The sequence below is a fragment of the Amycolatopsis sp. cg13 genome (genome assembly GCF_041346965.1).
Classification (GTDB): domain Bacteria; phylum Actinomycetota; class Actinomycetes; order Mycobacteriales; family Pseudonocardiaceae; genus Amycolatopsis.
In genome coordinates this window covers 9,609,017-9,635,486 of sequence record NZ_CP166848.1, presented here as the reverse complement: position 1 = coordinate 9,635,486, position 26,470 = coordinate 9,609,017, and the positions used below count along the sequence as shown (strand labels likewise).

The following is a 26,470-nucleotide window of genomic DNA, read 5'->3' as shown; positions in this document are numbered from 1 at the left end:
AGGACTTTGTCATGCCCGAAACCGCTCGGCATCGCGGCGCGGCGCTCGCCGTGCTGTCGGCCGCCTCGCTGATGGTGGTGCTCGACAGCTCGATCGTCGCGGTCGCCCTGCCGGTGATCCAGACCGACCTCGGGTTCAGCGCGCCCGGGCTCGCCTGGGTGGTCAACGCCTACCTCGTCGCGTTCGGCGGCCTGCTCCTGCTGTCTGGCCGCCTGGGCGACCTGGTCGGACGGCGGCGGGTGTTCCTTGTCGGCCTCGTCGTTTTCACCGCCGCTTCGCTGGCCGCTGGTCTTTCGCCGAGCGCCACCACACTGGTGGTCGCGCGGTTTATTCAAGGCGTCGGCGGTGCTCTGACGTCCGCGGTCGTCTTGGGCATGATCGTGACCCTCTATCCCGAGCCACGCGCCCGCGTCCGCGCGATCGGCGTCTACAGCTTCACCCAAGCCGCGGGCGCGTCGATCGGCATGGTCGCCGGCGGCGCGCTTACCCAAGGCCTAGATTGGCACTGGACCTTCTACATCAACCTGCCCATCGGCATCGCCGCGCTCGTTCTGACCCCGATGGTCGTCGCGTCCGACCGCGGTCTCGGACTGCGCACCGGCATCGACGTTCTGGGCGCGCTGCTGGTCACTGCTGGCGTGATGTTGCTGGTGCTGGGCATCGTGCAGGCTGGCGACGCTGGCTGGACTTTCCTGACGATCGCGACGCTTGCTTCCGCCGTCGTCCTGCTCCTGCTGTTCCTGCTGCGCCAGGCCCGGACGCGAACTCCGTTGCTGCCGCTGCGATTGCTTCGGGTGCGCGCGATCAGCGGCGCCAACCTGACGATGGTCGTGATGGTCGCCGGATTCCTGGGGTTCCAGTTCGTCACCGCGTTGTACTTGCAGCAGGTCCTCGGTTTCGACGCGCTGACAACGGGTTTCGCCTTCGTCCCGACGCCGGTCATGATCGCCGCGTTCTCGCTCGGTCTCGCCGACTGGCTGAACACCCGCTTCTCCCCGCGCGCGGTCCTGGTCGCCGGACTGCTGACGACGTCGGTCGCCTTCCTGTACCTGACCCAAGTCCAGACTTCTGGCGGCTACGCGTCGCACGTGCTGCCGTCGCTGGTCCTGATGGGAGCCGGGGCGGGGATGGCGATCCCGGCGCTGATGGGCTTGGCGATGTCCGCCGCGACGCCGGAGGACTCCGGGGTGACGTCCGGACTGATCACCACGACCCAGCAGGTCGGCGGCGCTCTCGGAACCGCCGTGCTGGCCACCGCTGCCGCGACCCGGACGGCCGAACTGCTCGGCGGGGGTGCTTCGGAGAAGGAGGCGCTGGCGTCGGGATTCCGAGTGGCTTACGGCTTCAGCGCCGGGTTGACCGCGCTCGCCGCGATCCTTGCCGCGGTGATCCTGGGCCGCCGAGCCGCTGCGGCTCCAGCCGACACCACCGCCGAACCGGTCGCGTCCTGACCTCGTGCCTCGTGAGTGGCGGTTCCGCATCGCCACTCACGAGACCGCGGCACTAGGTCGCTCGCCCGGTCGCCGCGAGGTAGCCGACCAGCCCGTGGTGCCCGCGCCGCATCATCCACGCGTGGTTGGCGCGGAAGAACGGCCGGGCCACGACGTCCAGCCTGCGCAGCAACGGTTTCCGCACCTGAACGTGCTGCGTGATCTCCAGCCGGGAACCCCCGCGCTCGGCATGGATCGCCCCGGCGAGCACCCCGTCGAGGTCGCCGCTCAGCCGGACGCGCACCCGCAGCCCCGCCGCGTCCTGCTGCTCCCGGTGCATCGCGATGACGATCCGGTACGGCAGCCTCGACCGGCAGACGATCCGGGCGGTGTCGTCGTCGACCTGGCGCACCGACTGGACGTCCGGCCACCACCGCGGATAGGACTCGAGGTCGACGATCGCGTCGAACACCCGTCCCGGGAGAGTCGGCAGCCACCAGTCGCTCCGGAACGAATACTCGGCGTCCCTCTTCTTCTCGAGGACCACAGACCGCCCCTCTCTCCCGGTCACCGGAACGCGTGCTTGTCGATCTTGACCGCCGTTTCCTAGGCTGGCCATCCCTTGGTACGCCGCCGCCTGAACCATCGAGGAGGCCTGCCGTGCCGTCAGCCGCCCGAACCGCCCTGGCCGCGGTGCTGACCGCGACGCTAGTCGGCTGCGGCTCCCCCGCGCCGCCGCCAGCCGCGCCCGCTTTCACCGCGACCCTCACCTCGCCGACGAACGTCGTCCTGCACTGGCCGCCCGACCCGGCCGCGGCGGGCTACCTCCTCGAATACGCCAACGCCGCCGACGGCCCGTGGACCGCGCTGCAGTACCTCCCGCCCGGCCAGACCACTTATACCCACCCGAATCTGATCCCGGAAACGCCGTTCTACTACCGAGTCCGTTCGTTCGTCGGTCCGGTATCGGCGACTGTTTCGGCTGGTGGCGCTTCCGGTACCGCCGCTCCCGCTGCCTCGAAGTCCGCCCCGGCCGACCTCACCGCGACCTCCGCAGCTGACCAGAGCCTGAACTTCGCCTGGACTGACCACTCGACCGACGAAGCCGGTTTCCTGCTGGAGATCCGCCGCCCGGGCGCGCCGGATTTCGCCCCGGTCGAGGTGACCGATCCCAACGCGACGCAGTGCGCGCTGTCGCTCTTGCCCGGCGAACAAGGCTCGGCTTTCCGCATCCGAGCGCTGTCCTACGGCCCGCTCTCCCCTGTCGTCGAGCGCACGACCGGAAAGGACTGACCCCTTACCCCGCGCAGCAAAGAGCCGCCCGGCACGGAGACCGGGCGGCTCTTCCTGTCTTGCAGCATCGCGATGTGCGGCTGACGCGCGTCAGGCCGGGTTCAGCACCTCCGCGAGGAACTCGCCGGTGTAGCTCCCCTCGGTGGCCGCCACCTGCTCGGGCGTTCCCTCGGCGATGACCGTTCCGCCGCCGGAGCCGCCTTCCGGGCCCATGTCCACGATCCAGTCGGACGTCTTGATCACGTCGAGGTTGTGCTCGATCACGATCACCGTGTTTCCCTTGTCCACCAGGCCGTTGATCACGCCGATCAGCTTGCTGATGTCCTCGAAGTGCAGGCCGGTGGTCGGCTCGTCGAGGATGTAGACGGTCTTGCCGGTGGAGCGCTTCTGCAGTTCGCTCGCCAGCTTCACGCGCTGGGCCTCGCCGCCGGACAGGGTCGGGGCGGGCTGGCCGAGCCGGACGTAGCCGAGGCCGACGTCGACGAGGGTCTGCAGGTGCCGGTGGATCGCCTTGATCGGCTCGAAGAACTCGGCCGCCTCCTCGATCGGCATGTCCAGCACGTCGGACACCGTCTTGCCCTTGTAGTGCACCTCGAGCGTTTCCCGGTTGTACCGGGCGCCCTTGCACACCTCGCACGGGACGTAGACGTCCGGCAGGAAGTTCATCTCGATCTTGATCGTGCCGTCGCCCGCGCACGCCTCGCAGCGCCCGCCCTTGACGTTGAACGAGAAGCGGCCCTGCTGGTACCCGCGGACCTTCGCCTCGGTGGTCGCGGCGAACAGCTTGCGCACGTGGTCCCACACGCCGGTGTAGGTGGCCGCGTTGGACCGCGGCGTGCGGCCGATCGGCGACTGGTCGACGCGCACCAGCTTGTCGACGTTGGCGAGGCCGTTGACCCGGGTGTGCCGGCCCGGGACTTGGCGCGCGCCGTTGAGCTTGTTCGCCAGCACCTGCGCGAGGATGTCGTTGACCAGCGTCGACTTGCCCGACCCGGACACGCCGGTGATCGACACGAGGCAGCCGAGCGGGAACGACACGTCGATGCCGCGCAGGTTGTGCTCGCGCGCGCCCACCACGGTGAGCTGCCGCTTCTTGTCGACCGGCCGCCGGATCGCCGGGATCTCGATCTGGCGCCGCCCGGACAGGTACGCGCCGGTGATCGATTCCTTGTTCTTCAGGATCTTCTTGTACGGGCCGCTGTGCACGATGTGCCCGCCGTGCTCGCCCGCGCCGGGGCCGATGTCGACCACCCAGTCGCTGGCCCGGATGGTGTCCTCGTCGTGCTCGACCACGATCAGCGTGTTGCCGAGGTTGCGCAGCCGCGTGAGCGTCTCGATGAGCCGGTGGTTGTCGCGCTGGTGCAGGCCGATCGACGGCTCGTCCAGCACGTACAGCACGCCCACCAGGCCGGAGCCGATCTGCGTCGCCAGCCGGATGCGCTGCGCCTCGCCGCCGGACAGCGTGCCGGACGCGCGGTCGAGCGACAGGTAGGTGAGCCCGACGTCGAGCAGGAAGCGCAGCCGCGCCTGGATCTCCTTCAGCACCGCGCCCGCGATCATCGCCTCGCGCGGGCCGAGGACCAGGTGGTCGAGGAACTCCGACGCCTCCGCGATGGACAGCGCGCAGACCTCGGCGATCGACCGGTCGCCCTGCGTCGCGTGCTCCAGCGTGACCGCGAGGATCTCCGGCTTGAGCCGGGTGCCCTGGCACGCCGGGCACGGCACCTCGCGCATGTAGCCCTCATACCGCTCGCGCATGTACTCCGAGTCGGTCTGCTCGAGGCGGCGCTCCAGGAACGGGATGACGCCCTCGAAGGCCGCGTAGTACGAGCGCTGCCTGCCGTAGCGGTTGCGGTAGCGGACGTGCACCTGCTCGTCGACGCCGTGCAGCACCGCCTTCTGCACTTTCGCCGGGAGCCGCCGCCACGGCGTGTCCATGCGGAACCCGACCGCCTCCGACAGCGATTCCAGCAGCCGCAGGAAGTAGTCGGCGCTCTGCCCGCCGGCCCACGGCGCGATGGCTCCTTCGGACAGCGACAGCTCGTCGTCCGGCACCACCAGTTCCGGGTCGACCTCCTTGCGGATGCCGATGCCGGTGCACTCGGGGCACGCGCCGTAGGGCGAGTTGAACGAGAACGACCGGGGTTCGAGGTCCTCGATCGCCAGCGGGTGGCCGTTGGGGCAGGCCAGGTTCTCGGAGAAGCCGCGCACGCGGTGCGGGTCGTTCTCGTCCAGGTCGACGAAGTCGAGTTCGACCAGGCCGTCGGCCAGCCGCAGCGCGGTTTCCACCGAGTCGGTGAGCCGCTGCCGCGCGCTGGTCTTGACCGTGAGCCGGTCGATCACCACGCCGATCTGGTGCTTTTCCTGCTTCTTCAGCTTCGGCGGGTCGGTGAGCGGGTGCACCGTGCCGTCGACGACCACGCGCGCGTAGCCCTGCTGCTGCAGGTTCTGGAACAGGTCGAGGTACTCGCCCTTGCGCCCGCGCACGACTGGCGCGAGCACCTGGAACTTGGTGCCCTCGGGCATCTCCAGCACCTGGTCGACGATCTGCTGCGGCGTCTGCTTGCTGATCGCCTCGCCGCACTTCGGGCAATGCGCCTTGCCGGCGCGGGCGTAGAGCAGCCGCAGGTAGTCGTAAACCTCGGTGATGGTGCCGACGGTCGACCGCGGGTTGCGCGAGGTCGACTTCTGGTCGATCGACACCGCGGGCGAGAGGCCCTCGATGAAGTCGACGTCCGGCTTGTCCATCTGCCCGAGGAACTGCCGGGCATACGCCGACAGCGACTCCACGTACCGCCGCTGCCCCTCGGCGAAGATCGTGTCGAAGGCAAGGCTCGACTTGCCCGACCCGGACAGGCCGGTGAACACGATCATGCTGTCGCGGGGCAGATCGAGATCCACGCCGCGGAGGTTGTGCTCGCGCGCTCCGCGAACAACGAGGCGATCAGCCACGCCTTCGTCCCTTCCATCGTTCTGCTCGGTGGCCCGCCGGGAGATCCGGTGCCGGCGGACGTGCCCAGGGTAGGGACGACCACCGACAAAAACCGGACCGCACGTGTTCTGCCTGGGCTTTTCCGCTCTCCGGGGGCCGGGGGAAGCGGCCCGCGGCGGGGTCGCCGGACGCTGTCGGAGGCCCCGCGCGGCAGAGCGGATGCGCGGGCTGGCCCGGTTCCACGATACAGGTCCGCGAAGGCTGCCCGGCCCCGGTGCACGGCGGGTGCACGGCCCTCCCGAACCGGCGCGGGGCAGGGCGTTCCGGCGGGTTTTCCGGAAGTTGTCGTACCCGGCCGATACGTTCTGGGCGTGGCGAGCGACGAAGCCGGAGCAGTGCGGATCTACGCGGCGGGGAGAGGCGGCGACAGCCCGGGACCGGGCGGCTGGTCCGCGCTGCTGAAGTACGGAGAGCATCAGAAGTCTCTTGCCGGAGGGGCGGCGGACACGACCGCAGGCCGCATGGCGGTGACGGCGGCGCTGGAAGCACTCGAAAGCTTGAAACGGCCGGTCCGCGTGCACCTCTACAGCGACAGCGAGTATCTGCGCACCGCGCTGAGCGACCAGGCGTCCGACGACCTCCTCTCCCGGCTCCGCACCTGTGCCGCCCGCCACCAGATCACCTGGCGCACGGCCGACGATCCGGACACCCGCGCCCTCCTCGCCGAACTGGCCGACCGCGCGACGGAAGCCCGTCCCAGCGGACGGCCGATCGCCCCGCCGGAAGACGACGAGTGCAGGCACGGCATGACCAAGGCCTACTGCGCCGACTGCCGCCAGCTCGACGCGGGAGTCCTGCCGACCGGATACCGCACGGCGGGCGGCAACGCTTACCACAACGACGCCGACTGCTACTGGCTGCGCAGGGGCCAGCAGCGGCAGGAGCGGATGGGCCGCGACACCCACGAGATCGTCCGGATCGCCTGGGCGTCGGTGATCCCGGGAGAGCTCGCACCGTGCGAACACTGCTGCACGCCGGAGTGGCTGCAGCGGAATCGGCGCGGCGGAGGGTTCAGCCGCTCTGCATGACGCACCGGACCCGGTCGAACCGCCCTGCGGCGAGGTCGTCCTCGCGGACCAGCCAGTAGAGAACGCCGACGTCGCCCCACATCAAGCCCGCGTCGCCGTCGCTGTCGATCTGGGCGAGCAAAACCCAGCGCAGCGCTTCGTCGGCGAGCTCCGCCTCGGCCGCGTCGTCCGGCAGGACCGCCGCGGCGACCTCGTCCTCCGGCGGCCCCTGGATCGGCCACGAGCAGCCGCCGATCTGGTGGTACGGCGCGGCCGTCGACTCCCTCAGGCGGTCGAAGAACTCCTCGGACCAGTTGCTGGGATCGGAAAGCGGGAGCCCGTCCCGGGCGAGCGTGCGGCGAAGCACCTCCTGCTCGGAGTTCGGGAACGTACCGGTGATTTCCGCGGACACCTCCAGCCGCGGATAGACGTCGACGCCCTCCGGCGCGGCCCGTTCGGCGGTCTCGGCGCCTGCCGGAACGACTACGACCCCGCCGAGCGCGGTCAGATCGACCGGCCCCTCGGCCTCGAACCAGTCGTCGCAGTAGAAGAACAGCAACGAACCCGACGCGGGCAGCTCGATCCCGCCGGGCACTCGAGGCAGCGCCGCGCAGTCCACTGAGGCGACGAAGTTCATCGGCAGCTCGCCGCGCCAGACCGGCCATTCCACGTCCGCGGGCAACGCCGGGCTCCCGCCGAGACAGCCGACGCGGACGCCGTTCCCGGCGGTGTTCAGCCGCGCCGCGGGCCGGAAGAGGGTTTCCCACGCCTCGGCCACGTCCGGCGGCAGGTTCTCGCGCGCCAGCTCGGCGAGCGGGTCGATCCAAGAGGTCATGCGACGATCTTGACAGCAGGCACCGACAAAAACGGCCGCGTGGCCGCCGCGCGGGTGATCCGGCTACCGTGGGGACTCGTGAACATCGCCGACACTTACACCGGACACGTCGAACCGGGCGGCGACGCCGCGCGCCGGACGCTGGACGGGCTGACCATCACCAAGCTCTCCGTTGGCCCGATGGACAACAACGCGTACCTGCTCGTGTGCCGCGCGGAGAACGAAGCTCTGCTGATCGACGCGGCCAACGACCCGGAGCGCATCTCAGACCTGATCGGCCACGGCCCCGACCGCCCCGCGCTGCGCACCGTCGTGACGACCCACCAGCACGCCGACCACTGGCAGGCGCTGGGCGCGGTAGCCGGAGCGAACGGCGCGAACACCGCGGCGCACCCCCTGGACGCGGAACCGCTGCCGGTCCCCCCGGACTTCCTGGTCGAACACGGAGACACCCTGAAGGTCGGCGAGGTGACACTCGAGGTGATCCACCTGCGCGGCCACACGCCCGGGTCGATCGCGTTGCTGTACCGGGATCCGTCCGGCCACCCGCACTTGTTCACCGGGGACTCGCTGTTCCCGGGCGGGGTCGGGAAGACTGGAACTCCGGAGCAGTTCACGTCGCTGATGGACGATGTCGAGTCGCGCATTTTCGATCAACTGCCGGACGACACATGGTTCTACCCGGGACACGGGGACGACTCGACGCTGGGCGAGCAGCGGCCGCATCTGGCGGAGTGGCGCGAACGCGGCTGGTGAACTAGGCGTGTTCTGAAACGGGGCTGTCTCTCAGAGGCAGCCCCGTTTGCTCTTGAGCGCCCGCGCCTATCCTCCGTCCACAGAAGACTGACTGATCACCGCCGACGGCGGAACAACCCCCGGCGTTTCGGCGGGGCCAGCACGTCCGCCATCTCCTGCAGGAAAGCCTTCTCGTCCACCGGCACACCGTCCTGCCGAGGCACGTACCCGCTCGCCAGCCACTCCCCCAGCCGTGCCGTCCGCCCGTTTCCCCGGCCCTCGTTGGCCAGCGTGAAGAAGCGGCAGACGGACGAGCCGGCGGGGAGCACGATCGCGGCGAAATACGACTCGGCGGGTCCGATCGCGCCGGCGAAGGCGACCAGCAACAGTTCGTGCCCGTCGATTTCCGTCAGCCGGCCGTGCGGGACGTCCAGCGGGCGGCGCTGCTCGGCCGGCAGGTAGGCGCCGATGTCCGCCCAGCCTTTCGCCAGGAATTCGTCGGGGGTCTGGTTTCCCGCCCGCATCCCGGAGAGCAGGAGGGCGCCGTAATCCAGGGCGGCCGGTCCCAGCACCCGGGTCACGAACACGAAATTGTGCGGTTCCCGCGGCACCGACGGGTCGTCGGCTAGCGGGCCTTCCGTCGCGTCGGCGGCGACCTCGGCAGACGAACGGAAGCGGATCTCGTCGCCCTGCTGAACGGTCAACTGGGTCATTTCCCCGGCACGCCACAAGTAAACGTGCGGCGACAGCTCGCGCGGGCCTTCGACGAACAGTTCGGCCGTGCGTTCGGCCACCCCGGTCAGCGTGCCGTACGAACCTTCCTCCTGCGGAAAGAACAGCAAATGCCGGTCAGTGGGAACGGCGCACACCAAGCCGCCGGGCGGCACGTCTTTTCCGGTCAGTTTCCGGTACAGCTGGTCGAAAACGAGCACCTGGCTGGCAATGGACCCGGATTCCCCGGACAGCAGATGAAATGCGCCGCCGTCGGCGATGTGCACTATTTCGTGCCGTTCGACCGGCAACGCGGCCAGATTCCGTTCCGCCTGTTCCAGCGGGGCGCCCTGGGAATCGTCGATCGAGCGGGTCACGTACTCCCCGTCCACTTCGACGCCCGGCGGCACCTCGAACGTCAGCACGGCGTACAGGCCAGGCGCGAATTCGGGCGTCGTGGCATCGCCGGGGGCCAGGAATTCCGCCGGGACGAGCCGGAGCGTCAACTCGCCGTGTGCTGCTGTCATCCACCCTAGCTTTCCGTGCGATTCGTCCCGGTCGACCGGGATGGTACGGAAAATCCCCGGCCTCGTGAGGGGAATTCGGCCGTCTTCGTGCCCGAAGCATTGCCGGGCGGCGCGATACCCGGTACGACACATCAAGGTCAACTCGAAGTCGGGAGACGGCATGACAGGTCAGTTGTGGTCACGGCGGACGCTGCTCGGCGGCGCGGCGGGCAGCGCGGCGCTCTTCGTAGCCGGCTGTGCGGCGAGCCAGGGACCCCGGGCCGCCGCCGCACCGGCACCGGGCGCGCGGGTGATGATCATCCGGCACGGCGAAAAACCCGCCGGTTCGAGCGGGCCGCAGGGCATCGACGTGAACGGCGCCGCCGACTCGCATTCGCTGACCGTCCGCGGCTGGACCCGGGCCGGCGCGCTCGTCGAACTGTTCGCCCCGTCGACCGGCGCGCTCCGCGACGGGCTGGCCCGTCCGACGGCCGTCTACGCCGCGGGCGGAGACGGCGGCGAGGGCACCCGGCCGCGCGAAACCGCCACGCCGCTGGCCGAACGGCTCGGCGGGAAGCTCGTCACGACCTACGCGAAAGGCAGCGAAGCCCAGCTCGCCGCCGAGGTCTCGCGCCGTGCCGAACCGACGCTGATCAGCTGGCAGCACGAGGAAATCCCGGCGCTGGCCGCCGCGTTCGGCGCGACCGCGCCGAAGAAGTGGCCGGACGACCGGTTCGATCTGGTCTGGGTCCTCACCCCGGCCGGTTCCGGGTGGACGCTCGCCCAAGTCCCGCAACTGCTGCTCGCCGGCGACCGGCCGGACCCGATCCAGTGACCCGTGCGGCCGGTGCGCCTGCCAAGAACGCACCGGCCGCACGGGAACCGAACTTCAGTTCTGCCGCTCGTAAGGCAGCTTCTCCCCCGCCTCCACGGCGAACGGCAGGTGATTCCCCTCAGGCGGCAACGGGCACGTCGCGAAGTCCGTGAACGCGCAAGGCAGGTTCACGGCCCGGTTGAAGTCCAGCGTCACCGTTCCGTCCTCGGACGAGGCGACCGGCAGGGAACGGTTCGCGGCATACGTGGTCACACCGCTGGTCGAGTCGGTGAAAAGAATGCTGTACCCGCCGGTCTTGCCGTTGAACGCCGTCAAAACATGCTCGACACCGTCACGCTCGAAGACAACCCGCCCCGGCGCGGTGTAGACATGCGACAGTCCTTCCACTACCGCGCCGACAGTCGTCGGGCGTGGTTCGTCGAAGGCTTCGAAGCGGCCAGTCAGGACCCACGCCGGATCGGGTTCGTACGCGGGTACGCCGTGGAATTCGCGCAGCACCGGGGCTTTCGGGTCGTGCACGCGGATCAAGTAGCCCGACCGGCGCGCGACCTCGATTTCCACCGAGCCCGCCGTCACGCGGGTGCCCGCGCCGCTGTTCACCAGCTCGAAACGGTGGACATCAGTCAGCAAAGCGCCTTCGTGCCGCAACTCCCCGCCAGCCGGGTCGACGTAGGCGGCTTCGTCGTCCTGCCACCATCGGCCGGGCAGTCCGGGGTAGGTGCGGGGCGAATTCTCGAGCCAGTCGAGCGACACCAGCGCCAGCCAGCCGTACGGATCGGCCAGCGTCTTTTCCCGTTCCGCTTTCCAGTCCTGCCACGCCTGTGCGAACTCCACCGCCATGTCCGGATCCCTTCAGAGAGTGTCCACGGCACAACACCGGCCCCGGCATGGCATTCCGGCTCCCAGCACGTGAGAACGGTAGGGTCGCCGGGTGGCGGAGCAGACGGAACAAACCGTGGAGATCTACACCGACGGCGCGTGCAGCGGCAACCCCGGGCCGGGCGGCTGGGGCGCGCTCCTGCGGTACGGCAAGCACGAGCGCGAGCTGTACGGGGCCGAGGACACCGTCACCACCAACAACCGCATGGAGCTGATGGCTCCGATCCGCGCGCTGGAAAGCCTCACCCGCGCGGCCGTGGTGCGGATCTACACCGACAGCACGTACGTCCGCAACGGCATCCTCCAGTGGATGCCGCGCTGGAAGAAAAACGGCTGGCAGACGCAGGCGAAGCAGCCGGTCAAGAACGCCGACCTCTGGCAGCGCCTCGACGCCGCCTGCCAGCGGCACGAGGTCGAATGGCTGTGGGTCAAGGGCCATGCCGGGCTTCCGGAGAACGAGCGCGCGGACAAGCTCGCGGTCAAGGGATCGCAGGAAGCCGCCGCGGCCGGGGTGCGCCGGGCCCGCGGCTGAACCGTGCGGATCAACTCCCGCGCTTGGCCTTACCGGTTCGACGAGGTTCCGTGGACCGAGATCGCCGCTCGGTTTCGAGAGACGGCGGCGGCGCATCCGGAGTTCCGCCACCTCGCGGACATCGTCGCGACAGCGTTCTGGCCCGCGAAGGCGAGCACCGGCTGACGGGACTCGCCTCGATGCACGATCTGGTCGTCGCGGCCCGCCCGGTTCCGGCGGTGCCGCTGTTCTGGCGGTTCATGATCGAGAAGTTCGGCGTAGCGTCCGTCCACCGACAAAAAAATTGGTCTTGACAAGAAGAACCATCGGAAGGCAAGCTCGGCAGCACCAGAACGCCGAGAGGACAAGCCATGCCGAAGTTCACGACCGTCGCCGAGTACGTCGCCGCGCAGCCCGAAGCGCTCCGCGAGGTCTACTCCGCTCTGCTGCCCGTGCTCGACGACGCGATGCCGAACCCGGCCGAGCTCTACCACGGCGCGCCCACCTGGAAGGCGGGCAAAAACCCGGTCTGCCTCGCGAAGGCGTACAGCTCGTACGTGACGCTCGCCTTCTGGCGCGGCCAGCTGCTCGACGGAGGTCTCGAACCGAGCGCCCGCGAGATGGCGCACGTGAAGCTGCGCAGCGCCGGGGACGTCGAGGCGAAGCAGATCGCCGCCTGGGTGCGGCAGGCTCTCGCGCTGGAGACAGAATCAGCGGCGTGACCAACCCCTGCCCCTGCGGGCTGCCCGAGCCCTACGCCGACTGCTGCGGCCGGTTCCACCGCGGCGACCAGCACGCCCCGACCGCCGAGCGGCTGATGCGGTCGCGATACTGCGCGTTCGCCGTCGGGGAGCCCGATTACCTGCTCGAAACCTGGCATCCGGACACCCGCCCGAAGCGGCTGCGGCTCGATCCCGCGCAGGAGTGGACCCGGCTGGAGATCCTCGGCCGGACCGGCGGCTCGCTGCTGCAGAACGAAGGCACCGTCGAGTTCCGCGCGCACTACCGCCACCAGGGGCACGACGACTCCCAGCACGAGAACAGCCGGTTCGTCCGCGAGGGCGGGCGCTGGTACTACGTCGACACACTCTAAGCGGAACCGCGGGCGAAAATCGGGCGAAAAGACCCCGTCGAGGTCTGTTCCCGGACGCTCCGGGCGGCTACCATCACCGGCAATCGTTAAGGAACTTTACTAACAATCGCCGCCGCCAGGAGCCCGAGGAGGACCGCTCGTGACCCCACGCCGGCCAAGAATGCCCGGACGGCTGTTAGCAGTCGCCGCTCTGACCGCCGCGTTGATCCCCGGCGTCGCCGGGGCCGCTTCGGCCGGGCCGGAACCCGGACAGGCCGCGATTCCCGGTTATCTCATCCAGTCCTCGGCCAAGGTGTCCGACGACGCCTCGGTGTCGAAGCCCGGCTTCGACGCGAAGGGCTGGTACCCGGTCGGCTCGCAGTCGACGGTCTACGCGGGACTGCTCGCCAACGGCCGCTACTCCGACCCGTTCTACTCCACGAACATGAAGAACGTGCCGGCCGCGGACTTCAAGGTCCCGTGGTGGTACCGGGCCGACATCAAGGTCGCGGACCCGTCGCAGCGCACCTACCTCGACATCAGCGGCGTGCTGTCCAAGGCCGACATCTGGGTCAACGGCACCCGCGTCGCGACCAAGGACGACGTCAACGGCCCCTACACCCGGCACGACCTCGACGTGACCAAGCAGGTCCACGAGGGCGTCAACAGCGTCGCGTTCAAGGTCTACCCGAACGACCCGAACAACGACCTGTCGATGGGCTGGATCGACTGGGCGCAGACCCCGCCGGACCAGAACATGGGTCTCGCCCGCGAGATCGTCGTCCGGCACAGCGGGCCGGTCGCGCTCCGCGGCGCGCACGTGGTCACGAAGCTGAACGTGCCCGCGCTCGACCACGCCGATCTCACGGCGAAGGCCGACGTCCGCAACGACTCCGACTCCGCGGTCCGCGCCACGGTGTCCGGCACCGTCGCGGGCAAACCGGTGAGCCAGGACGTTTCCCTTGCCGCGCACGAGAAGAAGACCGTCTCGTTCCCGGTGATCGGCGTCGACAAGCCGCAGGTGTGGTGGCCCGCCGGCATGGGCGGGCAGCCGATGCAGCAGCTGGACCTGACCGCGACCGTCGGCGGGACCACCTCCGACGCGAGCCACTCCAGCTTCGGCATCCGCGACGTCAAGGCCCCGCTGAACTCCAGCGGCGGGCGGCAGTACCTCGTCAACGGCAAGCCGCTGATGATCAAGGGCGGCGGCTGGTCCCCCGACCTGCTGCTGCGCTGGGACGCGGGCCGCGCGGCCGACAAGCTCGCCTACGTCAAGAACCTCGGCCTCAACACGGTGCGCCTCGAAGGCCACATCGAACCCGACGCGTTCTTCGACCTCGCGGACCGGATGGGCGTGCTGACCATGCCCGGCTGGGAATGCTGCGACAAGTGGGAAGGCCAGGTCAACGGCGACGAGAAGGGCGAGCCGTGGACCGAAGCGGACTACCCGATCGCCAAGGCGTCCATGACCGCGGAAGCCGAGCGGCTGCGCGACCACCCGAGCGTGCTGTCCTTCCACATCGGCAGCGACTTCGCGCCCGACGCACGGATCGAAAAGGGCTACCTCGACGCGCTGTCCGCGGCGGACTGGCCCGCGGCGGTGATCTCCGCGGCCTCGGCCAAGGCGTCGCCGAAGCTCGGCCCGTCCGGGATGAAGATGAACGGCCCGTACGACTACGTCCCGCCGAACTACTGGTACGACAAGGCGCACAAGGACGCGGGCGGCGCGTGGAACTTCAACTCCGAGACCAGCGCCGGGCCGGACATCCCGACGATGGACACGCTCAAGCGGATGATGACGCCCGCCGAGCTGGAAACGCTCTGGAAGAACCCGGCCGCGCCGCAGTACCACCGCTCCGAGTCGGACACCTTCGCCAACCTGAAGATCTTCGGCGACGCGCTGGCCGGCCGCTACGGCAAGCCGACGGGCCTCGACGACTTCGTCCGCAAGGCGCAGCTGGCGCAGTACGAGAACGTCCGCGCGGAGTTCGAATCGCACTCCCGCAACTTCACCGACTCCAAGGACCCGTCGACCGGGCTCATCTACTGGATGCTCAACAGCGGCTGGACGTCGCTGCACTGGCAGCTGTTCGACGCCTACCTCGACCAGAACGGCTCCTACTTCGGGGCCAAGAAGGCGAACGAGCCGCTGCACATCCAGTACTCGTACGACACCAAGTCGGCTGAGGTGGTCAACTCCACCACGAAGAAGGCGTCCGGTCTGACCGCCACCGTCGAGCTCTTCAACACCGACGGCACGAAGAAGTTCTCGAAGACCAAGAAGGACTTCTCGGTCAACGGCGGCGGCGCGCACGCGAAGGCGCTCGACATCGGTTCGGTCAGCGGGCTTTCGTCGACCTACCTGGCGAAGCTGGTGCTCACCGATTCGGCGGGCAAGGAGGTCAGCCGGAACGTGTACTGGCTGTCCACCAAGGACGACAAGCTGAACTGGAGCAAGTCGGACTGGTACTACACGCCGACTTCGTCGTACGCCGACCTGTCCGGGCTGTCGAAGCTGGGCGCGGCGAAGGTGGCCACCACGGCGACCTCCGTGGCGGGTCCGGACGGCACCACTGTCACCACGGTGAAGCTCACCAACACCTCGTCGGGCAAGACCCCGGCGTTCATGGTGGACACGCACCTGGTGGACAGCGCGGGCACTCCGGTGCTTCCGGTGTCGTGGTCGGACAACCAGGTCAGCCTGTGGCCGGGCGAATCGGTGACCATCACCGCCACCTACCGCACCGCCGACCTGCACGGCTCGGCTCCGTCGGTGCGGGTCGCGGGCTGGAACACCGGCACGCAGACCGTCCACGCGTAAGCGCTGTGGGACTAGCGGGTTCGCCCGCTAGTCCCACAGCCGACGCTGTCCGGGATCCGGATCGGACACCGTCGTGCTGACGTCGTCGAACAACCGGGTCACGCGGTCCTCCGGTGTGTAGGCCGCCCATCCCGGATCGCCGGTCGCCACGAACCGGACCCACGTTCCGAACATCTCCTCCGCCATCGCCCGCAGCCGCTCCGGATCGGGGCGGGCGACGGCGAACATAAAGCGCCAGTTGGGGTTGCGGACGTCGTCGAACACGAACGGCAGGTCCACCCCGTGCGCCGCGCCGAGGCCCTTCCCGCGCGGCGCGATCCGCCAGTCCAGCCGGTACATCCACGCCGTGCCGCCCGCCGCGTGCTGGGTCTCCGCGAGCCGGATCGCCGGCAGCCACCAGTCCCCCGCCGTGCGGACGCGGTTCACCAGCTGGTCTTCCGGCCAGTCCGGCAGCAGCTCCCGGTACGCCTCGGTCATCCGGGCGATGACGTCCGGTTCGAGCATCGTCGACCCGGTGCCGAGCAGCTTCGCGCCGCCGGTTTGCAGCCAGGAGAACAGGTCCTGCTCGTCGGCCGTGGTTCCGGTGAGGATCCGGACCTCTCGGGCCGCACCGTCCGCCACCGCTTCGCCGGGCCGCTGCGGCAGCAGATCCCCGTCGACCACCACGCGATACGTCACGAGGGTGCCGAGCTGAGCCGTAACCCGTTGCTGCGCGGTCAAAATCTCCGTGACCGGCAGCGTGGACAGGTCTGCGTCCCCCAGCTCGGCCAGCACCGCCTCGCCGACCGCTTCCGCCTCGGCCGGAGTGTGCACGACGGAACCGACGCCGGTGCCGCTCTGCACGATCGCCTGGCTGAACAGCCCCTTCGCGGCTGGAACCGCCAGCAACGTCCCCACCGTGCGGCCGCCGTTGGACTGCCCGGCGAGCGTGACGCGCCGCGGGTCGCCGCCGAACGCGGCCACGTTGTCGCGGACCCATTCCAGCGCCAGAACCTGGTCGTGCAGCGAGAGATTCCCGTCGGAAACCCCGGGCAGCCGGAGCATGCCGAGCACCCCGAGCCGGTACGCGACGGTCACGACGACCACGCCACGGCGGGCGTACGCGGACGCGTCGAACTGGTGCGGCGCGCCCATCACCCCGCCACCGCCGTGGATCCACACCAGCACCGGATACGAGCCGGGTGCTTCGGGCGCGTAGACGTTGACGTACAGGCAGTCCTCGTCTCCGATGAAGCGTTTCCCGGTCACGTCGGGCTGCGGTGCTTTGGCGGCGAATTCCGTCGCGTCGCGCACTCCGGTCCAGGACGCCACCGGCACCGGCGGCCGGAACCGCAGCTCCCCCGTCGGCGGCTGCGCGAACGGCACCCCCAGGAAGCGCCCGACTCCGTCCCGCACCTCGCCGCGGACAGCACCGGCCCGCGTCTCCACCGTCGTCACGACCGGCAGCCTAACCCCGGCCCCCTCGCGGGCCGGAAAGCCGCGGGCGATGATTACGCCGTGGAAATCGCAGCGGAATTGGTGGCGCTGGTCCTGACGGTCCTCCTGGTGACCGTCGTCGCGCGCCGGATGGACTGGTCGGCGCCGCTGTGCCTGGTCGCGGTCGGCGTCGGGGTGTCGTTCATCCCCGGAGTGCCGCAGTACGAACTGGACCCGGAGATCGTCCTCATCGGACTGCTGCCGCCGCTGCTGTACTCGGCGTCGCTGCAGACGTCGCTGGTCGCGTTCCGCAAGCTGCGCGGGCCGATCGCGCTGCTGTCGGTCGGGCTGGTGGTGTTCACCGCGTTCGGCGTCGGCCTGGTCGCCTGGCTGGTCGTGCCGGGATTGCCGCTGGCCGCCGGGATCGCGCTCGGCGCGGTCGTCGCTCCGCCGGACGCGGTGGCCGCGAGCGTGGTCGCGCGGCGCGTCGGGATGCCGCGCAAGCTCGTCCGGCTGTTGGAAGGCGAGAGCCTGTTCAACGACGCTGCCGCGCTCGTCGCGCTGCGGACCGCGATCGCGGCGATCGCCGGCGCGGTCAGCCTCTGGCAGGTCGGTCTCGACTTCCTGCTCGCGGCCGTCGGCGGGATCGTCGTCGGCTTCCTAGTCGGGCTGATCGTGACGTACGTGCGCGCGAAGCTGGAGGACACGCTCACCGACACCGCCCTGTCGTTCGCGGTCCCCTTCGCGGCCTACCTGCTGGCTGAAGCGGTGCACGGATCCGGCGTGCTCGCGGTGGTCGTCACCGGACTCATCCAGGGACACCAGACGCCGCGGATCCAGTCCGGTCCGTCGCGACTGGCCAGCAGGCTGAATTGGGAGACCGTCCAGTTCCTGCTGGAGAACATGGTCTTCCTGCTGATCGGCCTGCAGGTGCGGGGAATCCTGCACGAGGTCGGCAAGAGCGGGCTGTCGCTGTGGCAGCTCGTCGGGATCTGCGCCGCGGTCCTCGCCGCGACGATCCTCACCCGGATGCTGTGGATGGTCGGCATCGGCGTGGTGAAACGCCTCCTGAACACCTTGGGCCTGGAACGCGGCAAGGTGTGGCCGTGGCGCTATTCGGCGGTGATCGCGTGGGCCGGGATGCGCGGCGTGGTCACGCTCGCCGCGGCGTTCGTGCTGCCCGCGGACACCCCGCAGCGCGCGGTGCTCGTGCTGGCCGCGGTCGTGGTGGTGGCCGGGACGCTTCTGGTGCAGGGCATGACGCTGCCGCCGCTGATCCGGCGGCTGCGGCTGCCTCGTCCAGACCCAGCGGAGGACGCGTTGCAGGAAGCCGCCGTGCTGCACGACATGACCCGCGTCGCGCTCGCGAAACTGGAAGAACTACGCCGTCCGGAAGACCCGCCCGAGGTGATCGAACGGCTGCGCGACCGGTTGCAGGGCCGGTCCGACGCCGCGTGGGAACAACTCGGCAGGCAAAGCGCGCTCGCCGAAACCCCGAGCGACGCCTACCGTCGACTTCGTGTCCAGCTGCTCGAAGCCGAACGCGAACAGTTCCTGAAGGCGCGCGACCGCGGCACCGCCGACGACGCCGTGCTGCGCCGCGTGCTGGCCCGCCTCGACATCGAAGAATCCATGCTCGACCGCGACGAGGAGGAACCCCCGGTGGCCGAACGCGAACTCAGCACCCCCGCCGCCACGGCCGGGTCGTGCAAGCACCTCAGCCACGAGTGGCCGGACAAGGAGCCCAGCTCCCCGGATTCCTGCGCCGAATGCATCGAGGCCGGGTTGACGTGGGTGCACCTGCGGATGTGCCTCAAGTGCGGGCACGTCGCCTGCTGCGATTCGTCGCCGGGCAAACACGCCTCGCAGCACTTCCACGAAACCCGGCATCCGGTGATGCGCAGCTTCGAGCCGGGCGAGACGTGGCGATGGTGCTTCGTGGACAAACAACTCGGCTGAACCGACCGGTCAGGGCCGGTTAGGGTCGGGGCATGAGCACGCCCGAACAGGAAGTCGAGTACCGCCAGCACCGCTTCAGCCCGCCCTCGGGCGCCACCGAGATTTTCCTGGTGCGCCACGGGGAATCGATGCCGCAACGGCTCAGCGAGCCGTTCGATCTCGTCGACGGCCAGGCCGACCCGGACCTCGCGCCGGAAGGCCGCGACCACGCCGCGCGCGTTGGCGAACGGCTGGCGTCCGAACGCATCGAAGCGGTGTACGTCACCACGTTGCGGCGCACCGCGCAGACCGCCGCGCCGCTGGCGGAGAAGCTCGGCCTCACCCCGTCCGTCGAGCCGGATCTGCGCGAAATCCACCTGGGCGAATGGGAAAACGGGCTCTTCCGGAAGCACACCGCCGAAGGGCATCCGCTGGCGCAGAAGCTGTGGGAAGAGCAGCGCTGGGACGTCCTGCCCGGCGCGGAATCCGACGAGGCGTTCGGCCTGCGCATCCGGGCCGCGCTCACCCGCATCGCCGCCGCGCACCCGGATCAGCGAGTCGCGGTCTTCACCCACGGCGGCGTGATCGGCGAGGTGTTCGCGCAGGCGAGCCGTTCGCTGGAGCGGTTCGCGTTCTTAGGCGCGGACAACGGATCGATCTCGCACCTCGTGGTGTACGGCGAGAACTGGCTGATCCGCGGCTTCAACGACCGGTCTCACCTGGCCGCCCCGCTCGGCTGAACCGACTCGTCGCGGCGGATGAACCCCGCCGCGACGAGCTGCACCGTCACCAGCACTGCCACTGATTCCGCGGCCAGCAGCCCGATCAGCACCAGCACCTGCGTGGTACCAGCCTGCAGCGGGCTCGCCCCGCCCAGCAGAACGCCGACGTACGCGCCCGGCAACGTCACCAGGCCGACTGTCCGGGTCTGATCGAGCGCCGGAATCAACGCGTGCCCCGCCGACGGACGGCAGATCTCCAACGCGGCGTGCCTGGGCAGAAACCCCAGCGCGAGTGCGGCTTCGTACTCGCCGCGGCGCTGCTTGAGCTCGTCGAGCGCGCGCCGGGCCGCCTGCGAGGTCGCGGTCATCGAACCGCCGATCACGATCCCCGCGACCGGCACCACCGAAATCGGCTTCGCCGGGACGACCCCGGAACCCAGCACCAGCCCCAGCACCGGCACGACGCCGGACGCCAGCGACAACGCGACCCACCCGATCCGCCGCCGCACCCCGATCCGGCTGGCGGACGTCGCGGCGGCGATGGAGAACATCGCGAGGACGAACAGGCCGGTCAGCCAGCCCGAACGCAGGATGAAGGTGATGACCAGCGAAACGAGCGCGAGCTGCGCGACCGCGCGAACGGCCGCGACGAGCACCGCCCGCCCCTGCCCCAGCTGCCCGAACCGGACGACGGCCGCACCCGCGAGCGTGAGCACGACGAGCACGGCGATCAACGCGGGCCCGAACCCGATCGCACCGTTCACGGTGGTGATCCTGCCGCAGGCGGCGGTACGGCGCGGTGAACCGGGCCGGTTCTTGCTGACCAGCGCTGCCCCGATGACGCTTTCCCGGGAGCGCGCGGTGGTTCTCGCCCCGGAGGCCAGTCCCGGTGCGCGATGCCGAGGTTCGTGAGGGGAACCCTGAGGGAATCTGATTCCCTCAGGGTTCCCCTCACGACCTTTCGCAGGAACAGCGCCACGCAACCCGTCGCGCCAGGCGGTGCACCACAGCCGCTGGCCAGCACCGCTGCAACGAACCCGCCGCACACTGCACTGCCGAGAAAACTCCAATGCCGCATTGGGTGCGTCAGCTGCACTCAATGCGGTGTTCGGTGCGTTGAGCGCACCCAATGCCGCGTTCGGAGCGCTGAACGCACCCAATGCCGCGTTCGGAGCGCTGAACGCACCCAATGTGGCGTTCGGTGCGCTGAACGCACCCAATGCCGCGTTCGGAGCGCTGAACGCACCCAATGTGGCGTTCGGTGCGTCAGCTTCACCCAACGGCGCGTTCGGTGCGTCAGCTTCACCCAACGCGGCATCGGCCACGGCGCCGGAGCGCTTCCAACCGCCCGGGTCAGGCGCTGCAGCTGAGCTGCCGCCCCTCCCCCGCCACCGATTTCTCGGCCACCACGTGCCCGTCCACCCGGATCCGGCACAGCAGCGCCCCCGCGCTCTGCGCGACCAGGCTGCTGAACACCGGCTGCGCGGCGGGAGCCTTCCGCTCCACCGTCACCGACCAGGGCAGGTGCACCTCGGCCTGTTGTTCGAGGTCGCCGCCGGTCGCGACGTAGGTCAGGTTGCGCGCGACGTCCCCGCCGGTCAGTTCGTAGACGACCGTGCGGGTCACCTCGCTCACGACCGCCGGCTCGACCGTCACTGACGGCACCGACGCGGCCGGGGCGGGCCGGTCCGGGGTCGCTTTCGGCATGACGTACCACGCGACGGTGACCGCGACGGCGATGACGCCGGCCACGACCACCACGCTCCCGAGCGGCCGCAGCCTGCCCGATTCCCCCCGGGCCGCCTTGGGCCGGGTCGCGCCAGGAACACCCATGGAGAGGTCTTCTCTTCTCGAGCGCACTTCCCGCGAGTGCGACGTCTGGTTCTTCGCCAGACCGTTACACGGCGTTAGCCAACCCGAGAAAATGAGCTTCTTTTCACCCTGATGGGGGTAGCTGGGGTTCGCTCACGAGTGCGGTCACCACGCACGATGCCGATAACGCTCGCGCACTCCCCGCTTGACCCAGGGTGATCAGTCGACCAGCCCGGCCTCGGACAGCATCCGCAGCACGCGCTGTCCGGCCGGCGGGCAGGCGGCGGCGTCCTCGGCGCGCAGCCACGCGGCTTCGGCGATCTCCGCCGACGGCTCCGGTTCGCCGGTGTGGTCGGCGGTGTAGCAGGTCATCCGGACGCGGCGGCCGTCGGCGAACCCGTCGGCCTGCTCGTCGAGCAGTGCGAAGAACCGGAAGCTGAGCGGGTCGAGCGCGACGCCCAGTTCCTCGCGGATCTCCCGGCACAGGCCCTCGACGTCGCCCTCGCCGGGTTCGCGCTTGCCGCCGGGGAGATAGAACTTCTGCTTGCCGCTGGTGCGGACGGACAGCAGCCGCCGGTCCTTCACGTGGACCCAGGCCAGGGCGTCGATCGGGGTCATGGGACGCATTCTGTCGTACCCGCGAGGCATGATCGTGGGGTGTACCGCGAAAGCCCGCCGCCGGAAACGCTGCGCCGCCTCGTGCGGTGCCGCTGGGAGTCGGTCGAGCCCGGTCCCAAGCGGATCGTTCCCGACGGCTGCGTAGACCTCGTCGCGAGCCACGGCGAGGTGTTCGTCGCGGGACCCGACACGACGGCATGGACGTCGGAGTTCCCGCCTGGCACCCGGTTGCGCGGCCTGCGCTTCCGGCCGGGCGAGGCGGCGGCGATGCTCGGCGTCGGCGCGGACGAGCTGCGCGACAGCCGGATCTCGCTGACGGACCTGTGGAACCGCCGCGGCGCGACCCTCGCCGATGAGATCCTCAGCGGCCGCGACCTCGCCGACGCGATGGCCGACGTCGCGACCGACCACGCTGCTCAAGCGGATCCGGTAGTGGAACGGATGCTGGCACAGTTCGCCGCGGAATCCGCCGGGGATGCCGAGATTCCGGGCCGACGAGAATCCTCTGCGCACGATCGCCCCGCACGCAGCGAACGACAAGCACGCCGCCGGTTCACCCTCGCAGTCGGCTACGGACCAGCCACCTATCGCCGAATCCTGCGCCTCCAACGAGCCATCGCGCTGGCACCCGCCACCGCGACCCTCGCCGACCTGGCCGTCGCCGCGGGCTACTCGGACCAGCCGCACCTCACGCGCGAATGCCGGGCCCTCACCGGCCTCACCCCGGGCGCCTACTTCGCCCCGTAACTCACTCCGCCGCCAAATCCTGTTGCCGCGCAAGGAAATGCGCCGTCTCCATCGTCGCCGGATACAACGCCCGGTAATGCGCGTAGAACTCGTCGTACCGATCCGCCCGCTCCGGATCCGGCTGGAGCACCTCGGCGACCGGGTTCCACGCCTCGATATCCGGCTCCAGCCCGATCGCCAAAGCCGCCAGATAAGCGTCCCCGAAACACGCCCCGACAGTTTCCGTCGGAAGATGCTGCGGCGTCCGGGTCACGTCGCTGACGATCCTCGTCCACACACGCCCCTGCGTACCGCCGCCGACCGCTACCAAGCGGCGCGCGGGCGAGCCCATCGCGGAGAGGTTGTGCCGCACCCCGTAAGCCGTTCCCTCCAACGCCGCGCGGTACAGCTCGGCCCGGCCGTGCGAGGTGGTCAGCCCGGCGATCACCCCGCGCGCCAACGGATCCGGCACCGGAGTCCGCTCGCCCGCGAAGTACGGCAGCATCAGCAGACCGCGGCTTCCAGCCGGGACGCGACCGGCCGAAGCGACCAGTTCGGAGAAGTCGCCGTCGAAGAGTTCCCGCAGCCAGTCGGTGATCGCGCCGGACGTCGCCATTCCCGCGGCCAGCGAGTAGCTGCCCGGCAGAACCCCGCGCGTCGCCCACAGTCCGGAGACCGGCCGCGCCTGGGCGACAGCTTGGATCAGGAACATCGTGGTGCCGTACATGACCATCGTGTCGCCAGGGTCGCGCACGCCCGCGCTGGTCGCTTCGGCCCACGCGTCGATCGTGCCGCAGGTGACCGGCATTCCGGCGGGCAACCCGGTCTCGGCGGCAGCCTGAGCGGTGACCGTGCCGACGACCTCAGTCGGCCAGGCGAGCCGCGGCAGCTCGATCCCGGGCGCGACGAGCGCGGCCCAGTCCTCCGCCCAGCCGCCCGCGCGCAGGTCGTACATCGGATCGCACTGGCTGGCCGAATGGTGGTCGAGCACGTATTCGCCGGTCAGCCGCTGCACGAGGTACGAGCTCGCCATCAGGAACTGCCGGGCCCGCGCGGCGACGTCCGGCTCGTGCCGGTACAGCCACCGCCACTTCGGGCCGGCCGCCTGGCTCGACAGCGCGCTGCCGCAACGTTCCACAATGGACTCTTCGCCGAGTTCGGCGGTCAGCTCGGCGATTTCCGCGCCGGCCCGCGTGTCGACTCCGTAGAGAATCGCCGGACGCAGCGGACGGCCGCCGTCGTCCGCGGGCAGCAGCACCGGGCCGATGCCGCTCACCGCGAGCCCGGCCGGTTTCTCGCCGCCGGCCAGCAATTCGCGGACCAGCTCGGCGAACCCGGCCCACCACACCGTTTCGGCGTCGTGCTCGAACCAGCCGGGCCGCGGGCGGGAGGTGCTGTGCGGGCGGGCGGCGCGCGCCAGTACAGTGCCGTCCGCACCCACGAGGACGCCTTTCGAACTGGACGTGCCGATGTCGATGCCGAGCAACGGGCCCGGTCGCATCACAGCACCCCCGGCAAGCGGACGGTAAACGATTACCGGCAAGGTATTCTGCGCTCACCGGGGTGTCAAGAAAGCCAGGACGAGGAGGCTCGGTGGCCACGATCAGCGACGTCGCCGCCAGGGCAGGCGTCTCGACCGCCACGGTGTCGCGGACCCTGAACGGCAAGTCCACAGTGGACCCGGAGCTGGCCGCCCGGGTGCTCGAGGCCGCCGAGGAACTCGGCTATCACCCGAACGGACTGGCGAGAAACCTGCGCCGCCAGGAAACCGCGGTGCTCGCGCTGATCATCTCCGACGTCGAGAACCCGTTCTTCACCTCGATCGCGCGCGGAGTCGAGGATCTCGCGCAGGTGTCGGGGTATTCGGTGGTGCTCTGCAATTCCGACGAGAACGAGGACAAGGAGCGCCGGTATCTCGACGTCGCGCTGCAGGAACGCGTCGCGGGAGTGCTGCTCTCCCCCACCGGCCCGACCACGAACGTCACCCGCCTGCGCCGGCTCGGCACGCCGGTGGTCGCGGTCGACCGGCCGCTGCCCGGCACTGACGGCGACCAGGTGCTCGTCGACACCCGCCGCGCCGCCCGGCAGGCGACCAGGCACCTCGTCGCGAACGGCTACCGCCAGGTGGCGTGCCTGACCGGCCCGTCGGGCGTGCGCACCGCCGACGACCGGCTGGCCGGCTACTTCGACGCGGTCGGCGAGGAGAACGCCGTCTACCGCCGTGCCGAATACCGCGCGGAAGGCGCCCGCCGCGCCGCCGGGGACCTGCTGGACCAGCCGACGCCGCCGGACGCGCTGCTGGTCGCCAACAGCACGATGGCGATCGGAGTCCTGGAGGCGCTCGCGGAGCGGAGCCTGCGAGCCGGTCGCGACATCGGCATCGTCTCGTTCGACGACGCCCCGTGGACCACGCTGATCGACCCGCCGCTGACAGTCGTGGCACAACCCGCGTACGAAATCGGCCGGGTCGCCGCGCAGCTGCTGCTCGCCCGCATCGCCGACAGCACCCGCGAACCCGTCACCACCACTCTGGACGCGCAGCTGATCGACCGGCAAAGCTCCCACCGCTGACCGGCCGCGCGAGAACCACGCGGCGAAATCCGCCGAGCACGCCCGGGGCGAAAAACGGAATCCGAGGGAAACGACGTGCCTGGCGGCCCGGCGGAGATCCGCCGAGCCGCCAGGCACGCCCCACCCCCTGTCCCCCCAGCTTCCGCCGCGGACGGCGGAGCACGGGCCGCACCCGAGGGCGGGAAACCGATTACTCGTTCGCAACGTAAATCCGCGGTCCGGGAGTGTCAAGCACTCGAAAGCCTGGACAAGCCACCCGGTGCGGGGCAGACTGTCCCGACATCGCCTACGCATCGTGTTTACTTCTGTGCGATGCGTGGCGATCTTTGGTGAATTCACCCACAAAAAGGCCAGAAACCGCACGAACCCGCACACACGCGCTAGGCTGAGCGTATGTCGATAGCGCTGGAGAACGTTCTCGCCAGAGCCGGCCTCAAGGCCGACGCGAACGAGTTCCTCACGCTCGTGGAGGACGCGGCCCGCAGGCTGTCGCCGCCCAATCCCGACCCCTCGCACTACTTCTCCCCCGATCAGCAGGCCGCGCTCACCGACGCCGGCCTCGACCTGAGCCCGCGGGACGAGGGCGAGCCGGACTTCCGCGCACGCACCGTCGCCGCGCACGCCGTGCTCGCCGATTCCGCGCTGTCGGTCGGCCAGGCCGCCGAGATGCTGAACGTCGACGACAGCCGGATCCGGCACCGCCTCAAGGAAGGCAGGCTCACCGGCTGGAAGGACCAGGGATGGCGGCTGCCCGCGTGGCAGTTCAACGGCGCGGGCGTGCTTCCCGGCCTCGAAACCGTGCTGCGCGCCGTCCCCGAAGACCAGCCCGCGCTGGTCGTCGCCGCGTTCATGAACACCCCGCAGGCCGACCTGGTGATCAGCGACCGGCCCGCGACGCCGCGGCAGTGGCTGCTCGCCGGCGGCGACCCCGAGCAGGTGGCCCGGCTGGTCGCCACGCTCGGCTCGCCCTTCTGACTCGCTGACCTTCTTCGCCCGCGCACCGATCCGCCCGCCGTGCGCCGGCCCGCCCCCTGCCCCGA

Annotated in this window: 25 protein-coding genes; 15 read left to right on the top strand and 10 right to left on the bottom strand. The window is 70.0% G+C overall.

The features are described from left to right. Positions 1-11 precede the first annotated feature (11 nt). Positions 12-1,451, top strand: a complete 1,440-nt coding sequence (locus AB5I40_RS45050; RefSeq protein ID WP_370936295.1) for an MFS transporter — start codon at positions 12-14, stop codon at positions 1,449-1,451. A 52-nt stretch (positions 1,452-1,503) separates the two neighbouring features. Here the strand turns inward: AB5I40_RS45050 and AB5I40_RS45045 are convergent, their stop codons facing one another. Beyond that, the gene (locus AB5I40_RS45045) at positions 1,504-1,977 is read right to left on the bottom strand and encodes an SRPBCC family protein (protein WP_370936294.1); all 474 of its coding nucleotides are present in this window, start codon (positions 1,975-1,977) and stop codon (positions 1,504-1,506) included. Between the two features lie 113 nt (positions 1,978-2,090). On the opposite strand from AB5I40_RS45045, the gene AB5I40_RS45040 reads away from it, so the two are divergent. Continuing rightward, positions 2,091-2,723 carry a fibronectin type III domain-containing protein gene (locus tag AB5I40_RS45040; protein WP_370936293.1) on the top strand — a complete coding sequence of 211 codons (633 nt, stop codon included), beginning with the start codon at positions 2,091-2,093 and terminating at the stop codon, positions 2,721-2,723. A gap of 90 nt (positions 2,724-2,813) precedes the next feature. On the opposite strand, the gene uvrA is transcribed toward AB5I40_RS45040, so the two are convergent. Next, positions 2,814-5,675 carry an excinuclease ABC subunit UvrA gene (gene uvrA, locus AB5I40_RS45035; RefSeq protein WP_370936292.1) on the bottom strand — a complete coding sequence of 954 codons (2,862 nt, stop codon included), beginning with the start codon at positions 5,673-5,675 and terminating at the stop codon, positions 2,814-2,816. 351 nt (positions 5,676-6,026) lie between these two features. On the opposite strand from uvrA, the gene AB5I40_RS45030 reads away from it, so the two are divergent. After that, the gene (locus AB5I40_RS45030) at positions 6,027-6,743 is read left to right on the top strand and encodes an RNase H family protein (RefSeq protein WP_370936291.1); all 717 of its coding nucleotides are present in this window, start codon (positions 6,027-6,029) and stop codon (positions 6,741-6,743) included. Here the strand turns inward: AB5I40_RS45030 and AB5I40_RS45025 are convergent. Then, complete coding sequence (locus tag AB5I40_RS45025; protein WP_370936290.1) at positions 6,727-7,557, bottom strand: YwqG family protein; 831 nt, start codon at positions 7,555-7,557, stop codon at positions 6,727-6,729. The genes AB5I40_RS45030 and AB5I40_RS45025 overlap by 17 nt on opposite strands. Positions 7,558-7,635: 78 nt before the next feature. On the opposite strand from AB5I40_RS45025, the gene AB5I40_RS45020 reads away from it, so the two are divergent. Beyond that, a complete protein-coding gene (locus AB5I40_RS45020) occupies positions 7,636-8,313 on the top strand; it encodes an MBL fold metallo-hydrolase (RefSeq protein ID WP_370936289.1) in 678 nt (225 codons plus the stop codon). 95 nt (positions 8,314-8,408) lie between these two features. Here AB5I40_RS45020 and AB5I40_RS45015 read toward each other — a convergent pair whose 3' ends face one another. After that, positions 8,409-9,530 (bottom strand): hypothetical protein, encoded by a 1,122-nt coding sequence (locus AB5I40_RS45015; RefSeq protein ID WP_370936288.1) that lies wholly within the window; start codon positions 9,528-9,530, stop codon positions 8,409-8,411. A 160-nt stretch (positions 9,531-9,690) separates the two neighbouring features. On the opposite strand from AB5I40_RS45015, the gene AB5I40_RS45010 reads away from it, so the two are divergent. Beyond that, on the top strand, positions 9,691-10,344 hold the full coding sequence (locus AB5I40_RS45010) for a hypothetical protein (RefSeq protein ID WP_370936287.1): 654 nt from the start codon (positions 9,691-9,693) through the stop codon (positions 10,342-10,344). 54 nt (positions 10,345-10,398) lie between these two features. Here the strand turns inward: AB5I40_RS45010 and AB5I40_RS45005 are convergent, their stop codons facing one another. Continuing rightward, complete coding sequence (locus tag AB5I40_RS45005; protein ID WP_370936286.1) at positions 10,399-11,184, bottom strand: DUF1684 domain-containing protein; 786 nt, start codon at positions 11,182-11,184, stop codon at positions 10,399-10,401. Positions 11,185-11,275: 91 nt separating this feature from the next. Between AB5I40_RS45005 and rnhA the strand changes: the two genes are divergently transcribed. From rnhA to AB5I40_RS44980, 5 genes are all read left to right on the top strand, one after another. Further along, the gene (gene rnhA, locus AB5I40_RS45000) at positions 11,276-11,755 is read left to right on the top strand and encodes a ribonuclease HI (RefSeq protein ID WP_370936285.1); all 480 of its coding nucleotides are present in this window, start codon (positions 11,276-11,278) and stop codon (positions 11,753-11,755) included. A 3-nt stretch (positions 11,756-11,758) separates the two neighbouring features. Then, the gene (locus AB5I40_RS44995) at positions 11,759-11,920 is read left to right on the top strand and encodes a hypothetical protein (protein WP_370936284.1); all 162 of its coding nucleotides are present in this window, start codon (positions 11,759-11,761) and stop codon (positions 11,918-11,920) included. 185 nt (positions 11,921-12,105) lie between these two features. After that, entirely contained in the window at positions 12,106-12,456 is a 351-nt protein-coding gene (locus AB5I40_RS44990; protein ID WP_370936283.1) for a DUF1801 domain-containing protein, read from the top strand. Further along, positions 12,453-12,827 carry a YchJ family protein gene (locus AB5I40_RS44985; protein ID WP_370936282.1) on the top strand — a complete coding sequence of 125 codons (375 nt, stop codon included), beginning with the start codon at positions 12,453-12,455 and terminating at the stop codon, positions 12,825-12,827. Before AB5I40_RS44990 ends, AB5I40_RS44985 begins: the two co-directional genes overlap by 4 nt. A 160-nt stretch (positions 12,828-12,987) precedes the next feature. Continuing rightward, positions 12,988-15,627: an exo-beta-D-glucosaminidase gene (locus tag AB5I40_RS44980; RefSeq protein ID WP_370940733.1), complete on the top strand. Its 2,640-nt coding sequence runs from the start codon at positions 12,988-12,990 to the stop codon at positions 15,625-15,627. A gap of 27 nt (positions 15,628-15,654) precedes the next feature. Here AB5I40_RS44980 and AB5I40_RS44975 read toward each other — a convergent pair whose 3' ends face one another. After that, positions 15,655-17,064: a carboxylesterase/lipase family protein gene (locus tag AB5I40_RS44975; RefSeq protein WP_370936281.1), complete on the bottom strand. Its 1,410-nt coding sequence runs from the start codon at positions 17,062-17,064 to the stop codon at positions 15,655-15,657. A gap of 60 nt (positions 17,065-17,124) precedes the next feature. Here AB5I40_RS44975 and AB5I40_RS44970 point away from each other — a divergent pair, with 60 nt between their 5' ends. Both AB5I40_RS44970 and AB5I40_RS44965 read left to right on the top strand, forming a co-directional pair. Continuing rightward, a complete protein-coding gene (locus tag AB5I40_RS44970) occupies positions 17,125-19,002 on the top strand; it encodes a Na+/H+ antiporter (RefSeq protein WP_370936280.1) in 1,878 nt (625 codons plus the stop codon). Positions 19,003-19,034: 32 nt separating this feature from the next. Further along, positions 19,035-19,721, top strand: a complete 687-nt coding sequence (locus tag AB5I40_RS44965) for a histidine phosphatase family protein (protein ID WP_370936279.1) — start codon at positions 19,035-19,037, stop codon at positions 19,719-19,721. On the opposite strand, the gene AB5I40_RS44960 is transcribed toward AB5I40_RS44965, so the two are convergent. From AB5I40_RS44960 to AB5I40_RS44950, 3 genes are all read right to left on the bottom strand, one after another. Continuing rightward, positions 19,697-20,467, bottom strand: a complete 771-nt coding sequence (locus AB5I40_RS44960) for an ABC transporter permease (protein ID WP_370936278.1) — start codon at positions 20,465-20,467, stop codon at positions 19,697-19,699. The genes AB5I40_RS44965 and AB5I40_RS44960 overlap by 25 nt on opposite strands. A gap of 589 nt (positions 20,468-21,056) precedes the next feature. After that, entirely contained in the window at positions 21,057-21,536 is a 480-nt protein-coding gene (locus AB5I40_RS44955) for an MmpS family transport accessory protein (RefSeq protein WP_370936277.1), read from the bottom strand. Between the two features lie 198 nt (positions 21,537-21,734). After that, positions 21,735-22,133: an NUDIX domain-containing protein gene (locus AB5I40_RS44950; protein ID WP_344286483.1), complete on the bottom strand. Its 399-nt coding sequence runs from the start codon at positions 22,131-22,133 to the stop codon at positions 21,735-21,737. A 39-nt stretch (positions 22,134-22,172) separates the two neighbouring features. Here AB5I40_RS44950 and AB5I40_RS44945 point away from each other — a divergent pair, with 39 nt between their 5' ends. Continuing rightward, entirely contained in the window at positions 22,173-22,880 is a 708-nt protein-coding gene (locus tag AB5I40_RS44945; RefSeq protein ID WP_370936276.1) for a DUF6597 domain-containing transcriptional factor, read from the top strand. Between the two features lies 1 nt (position 22,881). Here the strand turns inward: AB5I40_RS44945 and AB5I40_RS44940 are convergent, their stop codons facing one another. Next, positions 22,882-24,360 (bottom strand): FGGY-family carbohydrate kinase, encoded by a 1,479-nt coding sequence (locus tag AB5I40_RS44940; protein ID WP_370936275.1) that lies wholly within the window; start codon positions 24,358-24,360, stop codon positions 22,882-22,884. A gap of 92 nt (positions 24,361-24,452) precedes the next feature. On the opposite strand from AB5I40_RS44940, the gene AB5I40_RS44935 reads away from it, so the two are divergent. After that, a complete protein-coding gene (locus AB5I40_RS44935; RefSeq protein WP_354744832.1) occupies positions 24,453-25,430 on the top strand; it encodes a LacI family DNA-binding transcriptional regulator in 978 nt (325 codons plus the stop codon). 393 nt (positions 25,431-25,823) lie between these two features. Beyond that, the gene (locus tag AB5I40_RS44930) at positions 25,824-26,405 is read left to right on the top strand and encodes a DNA-binding protein (RefSeq protein WP_344286479.1); all 582 of its coding nucleotides are present in this window, start codon (positions 25,824-25,826) and stop codon (positions 26,403-26,405) included. Positions 26,406-26,470: the final 65 nt, after the last annotated feature.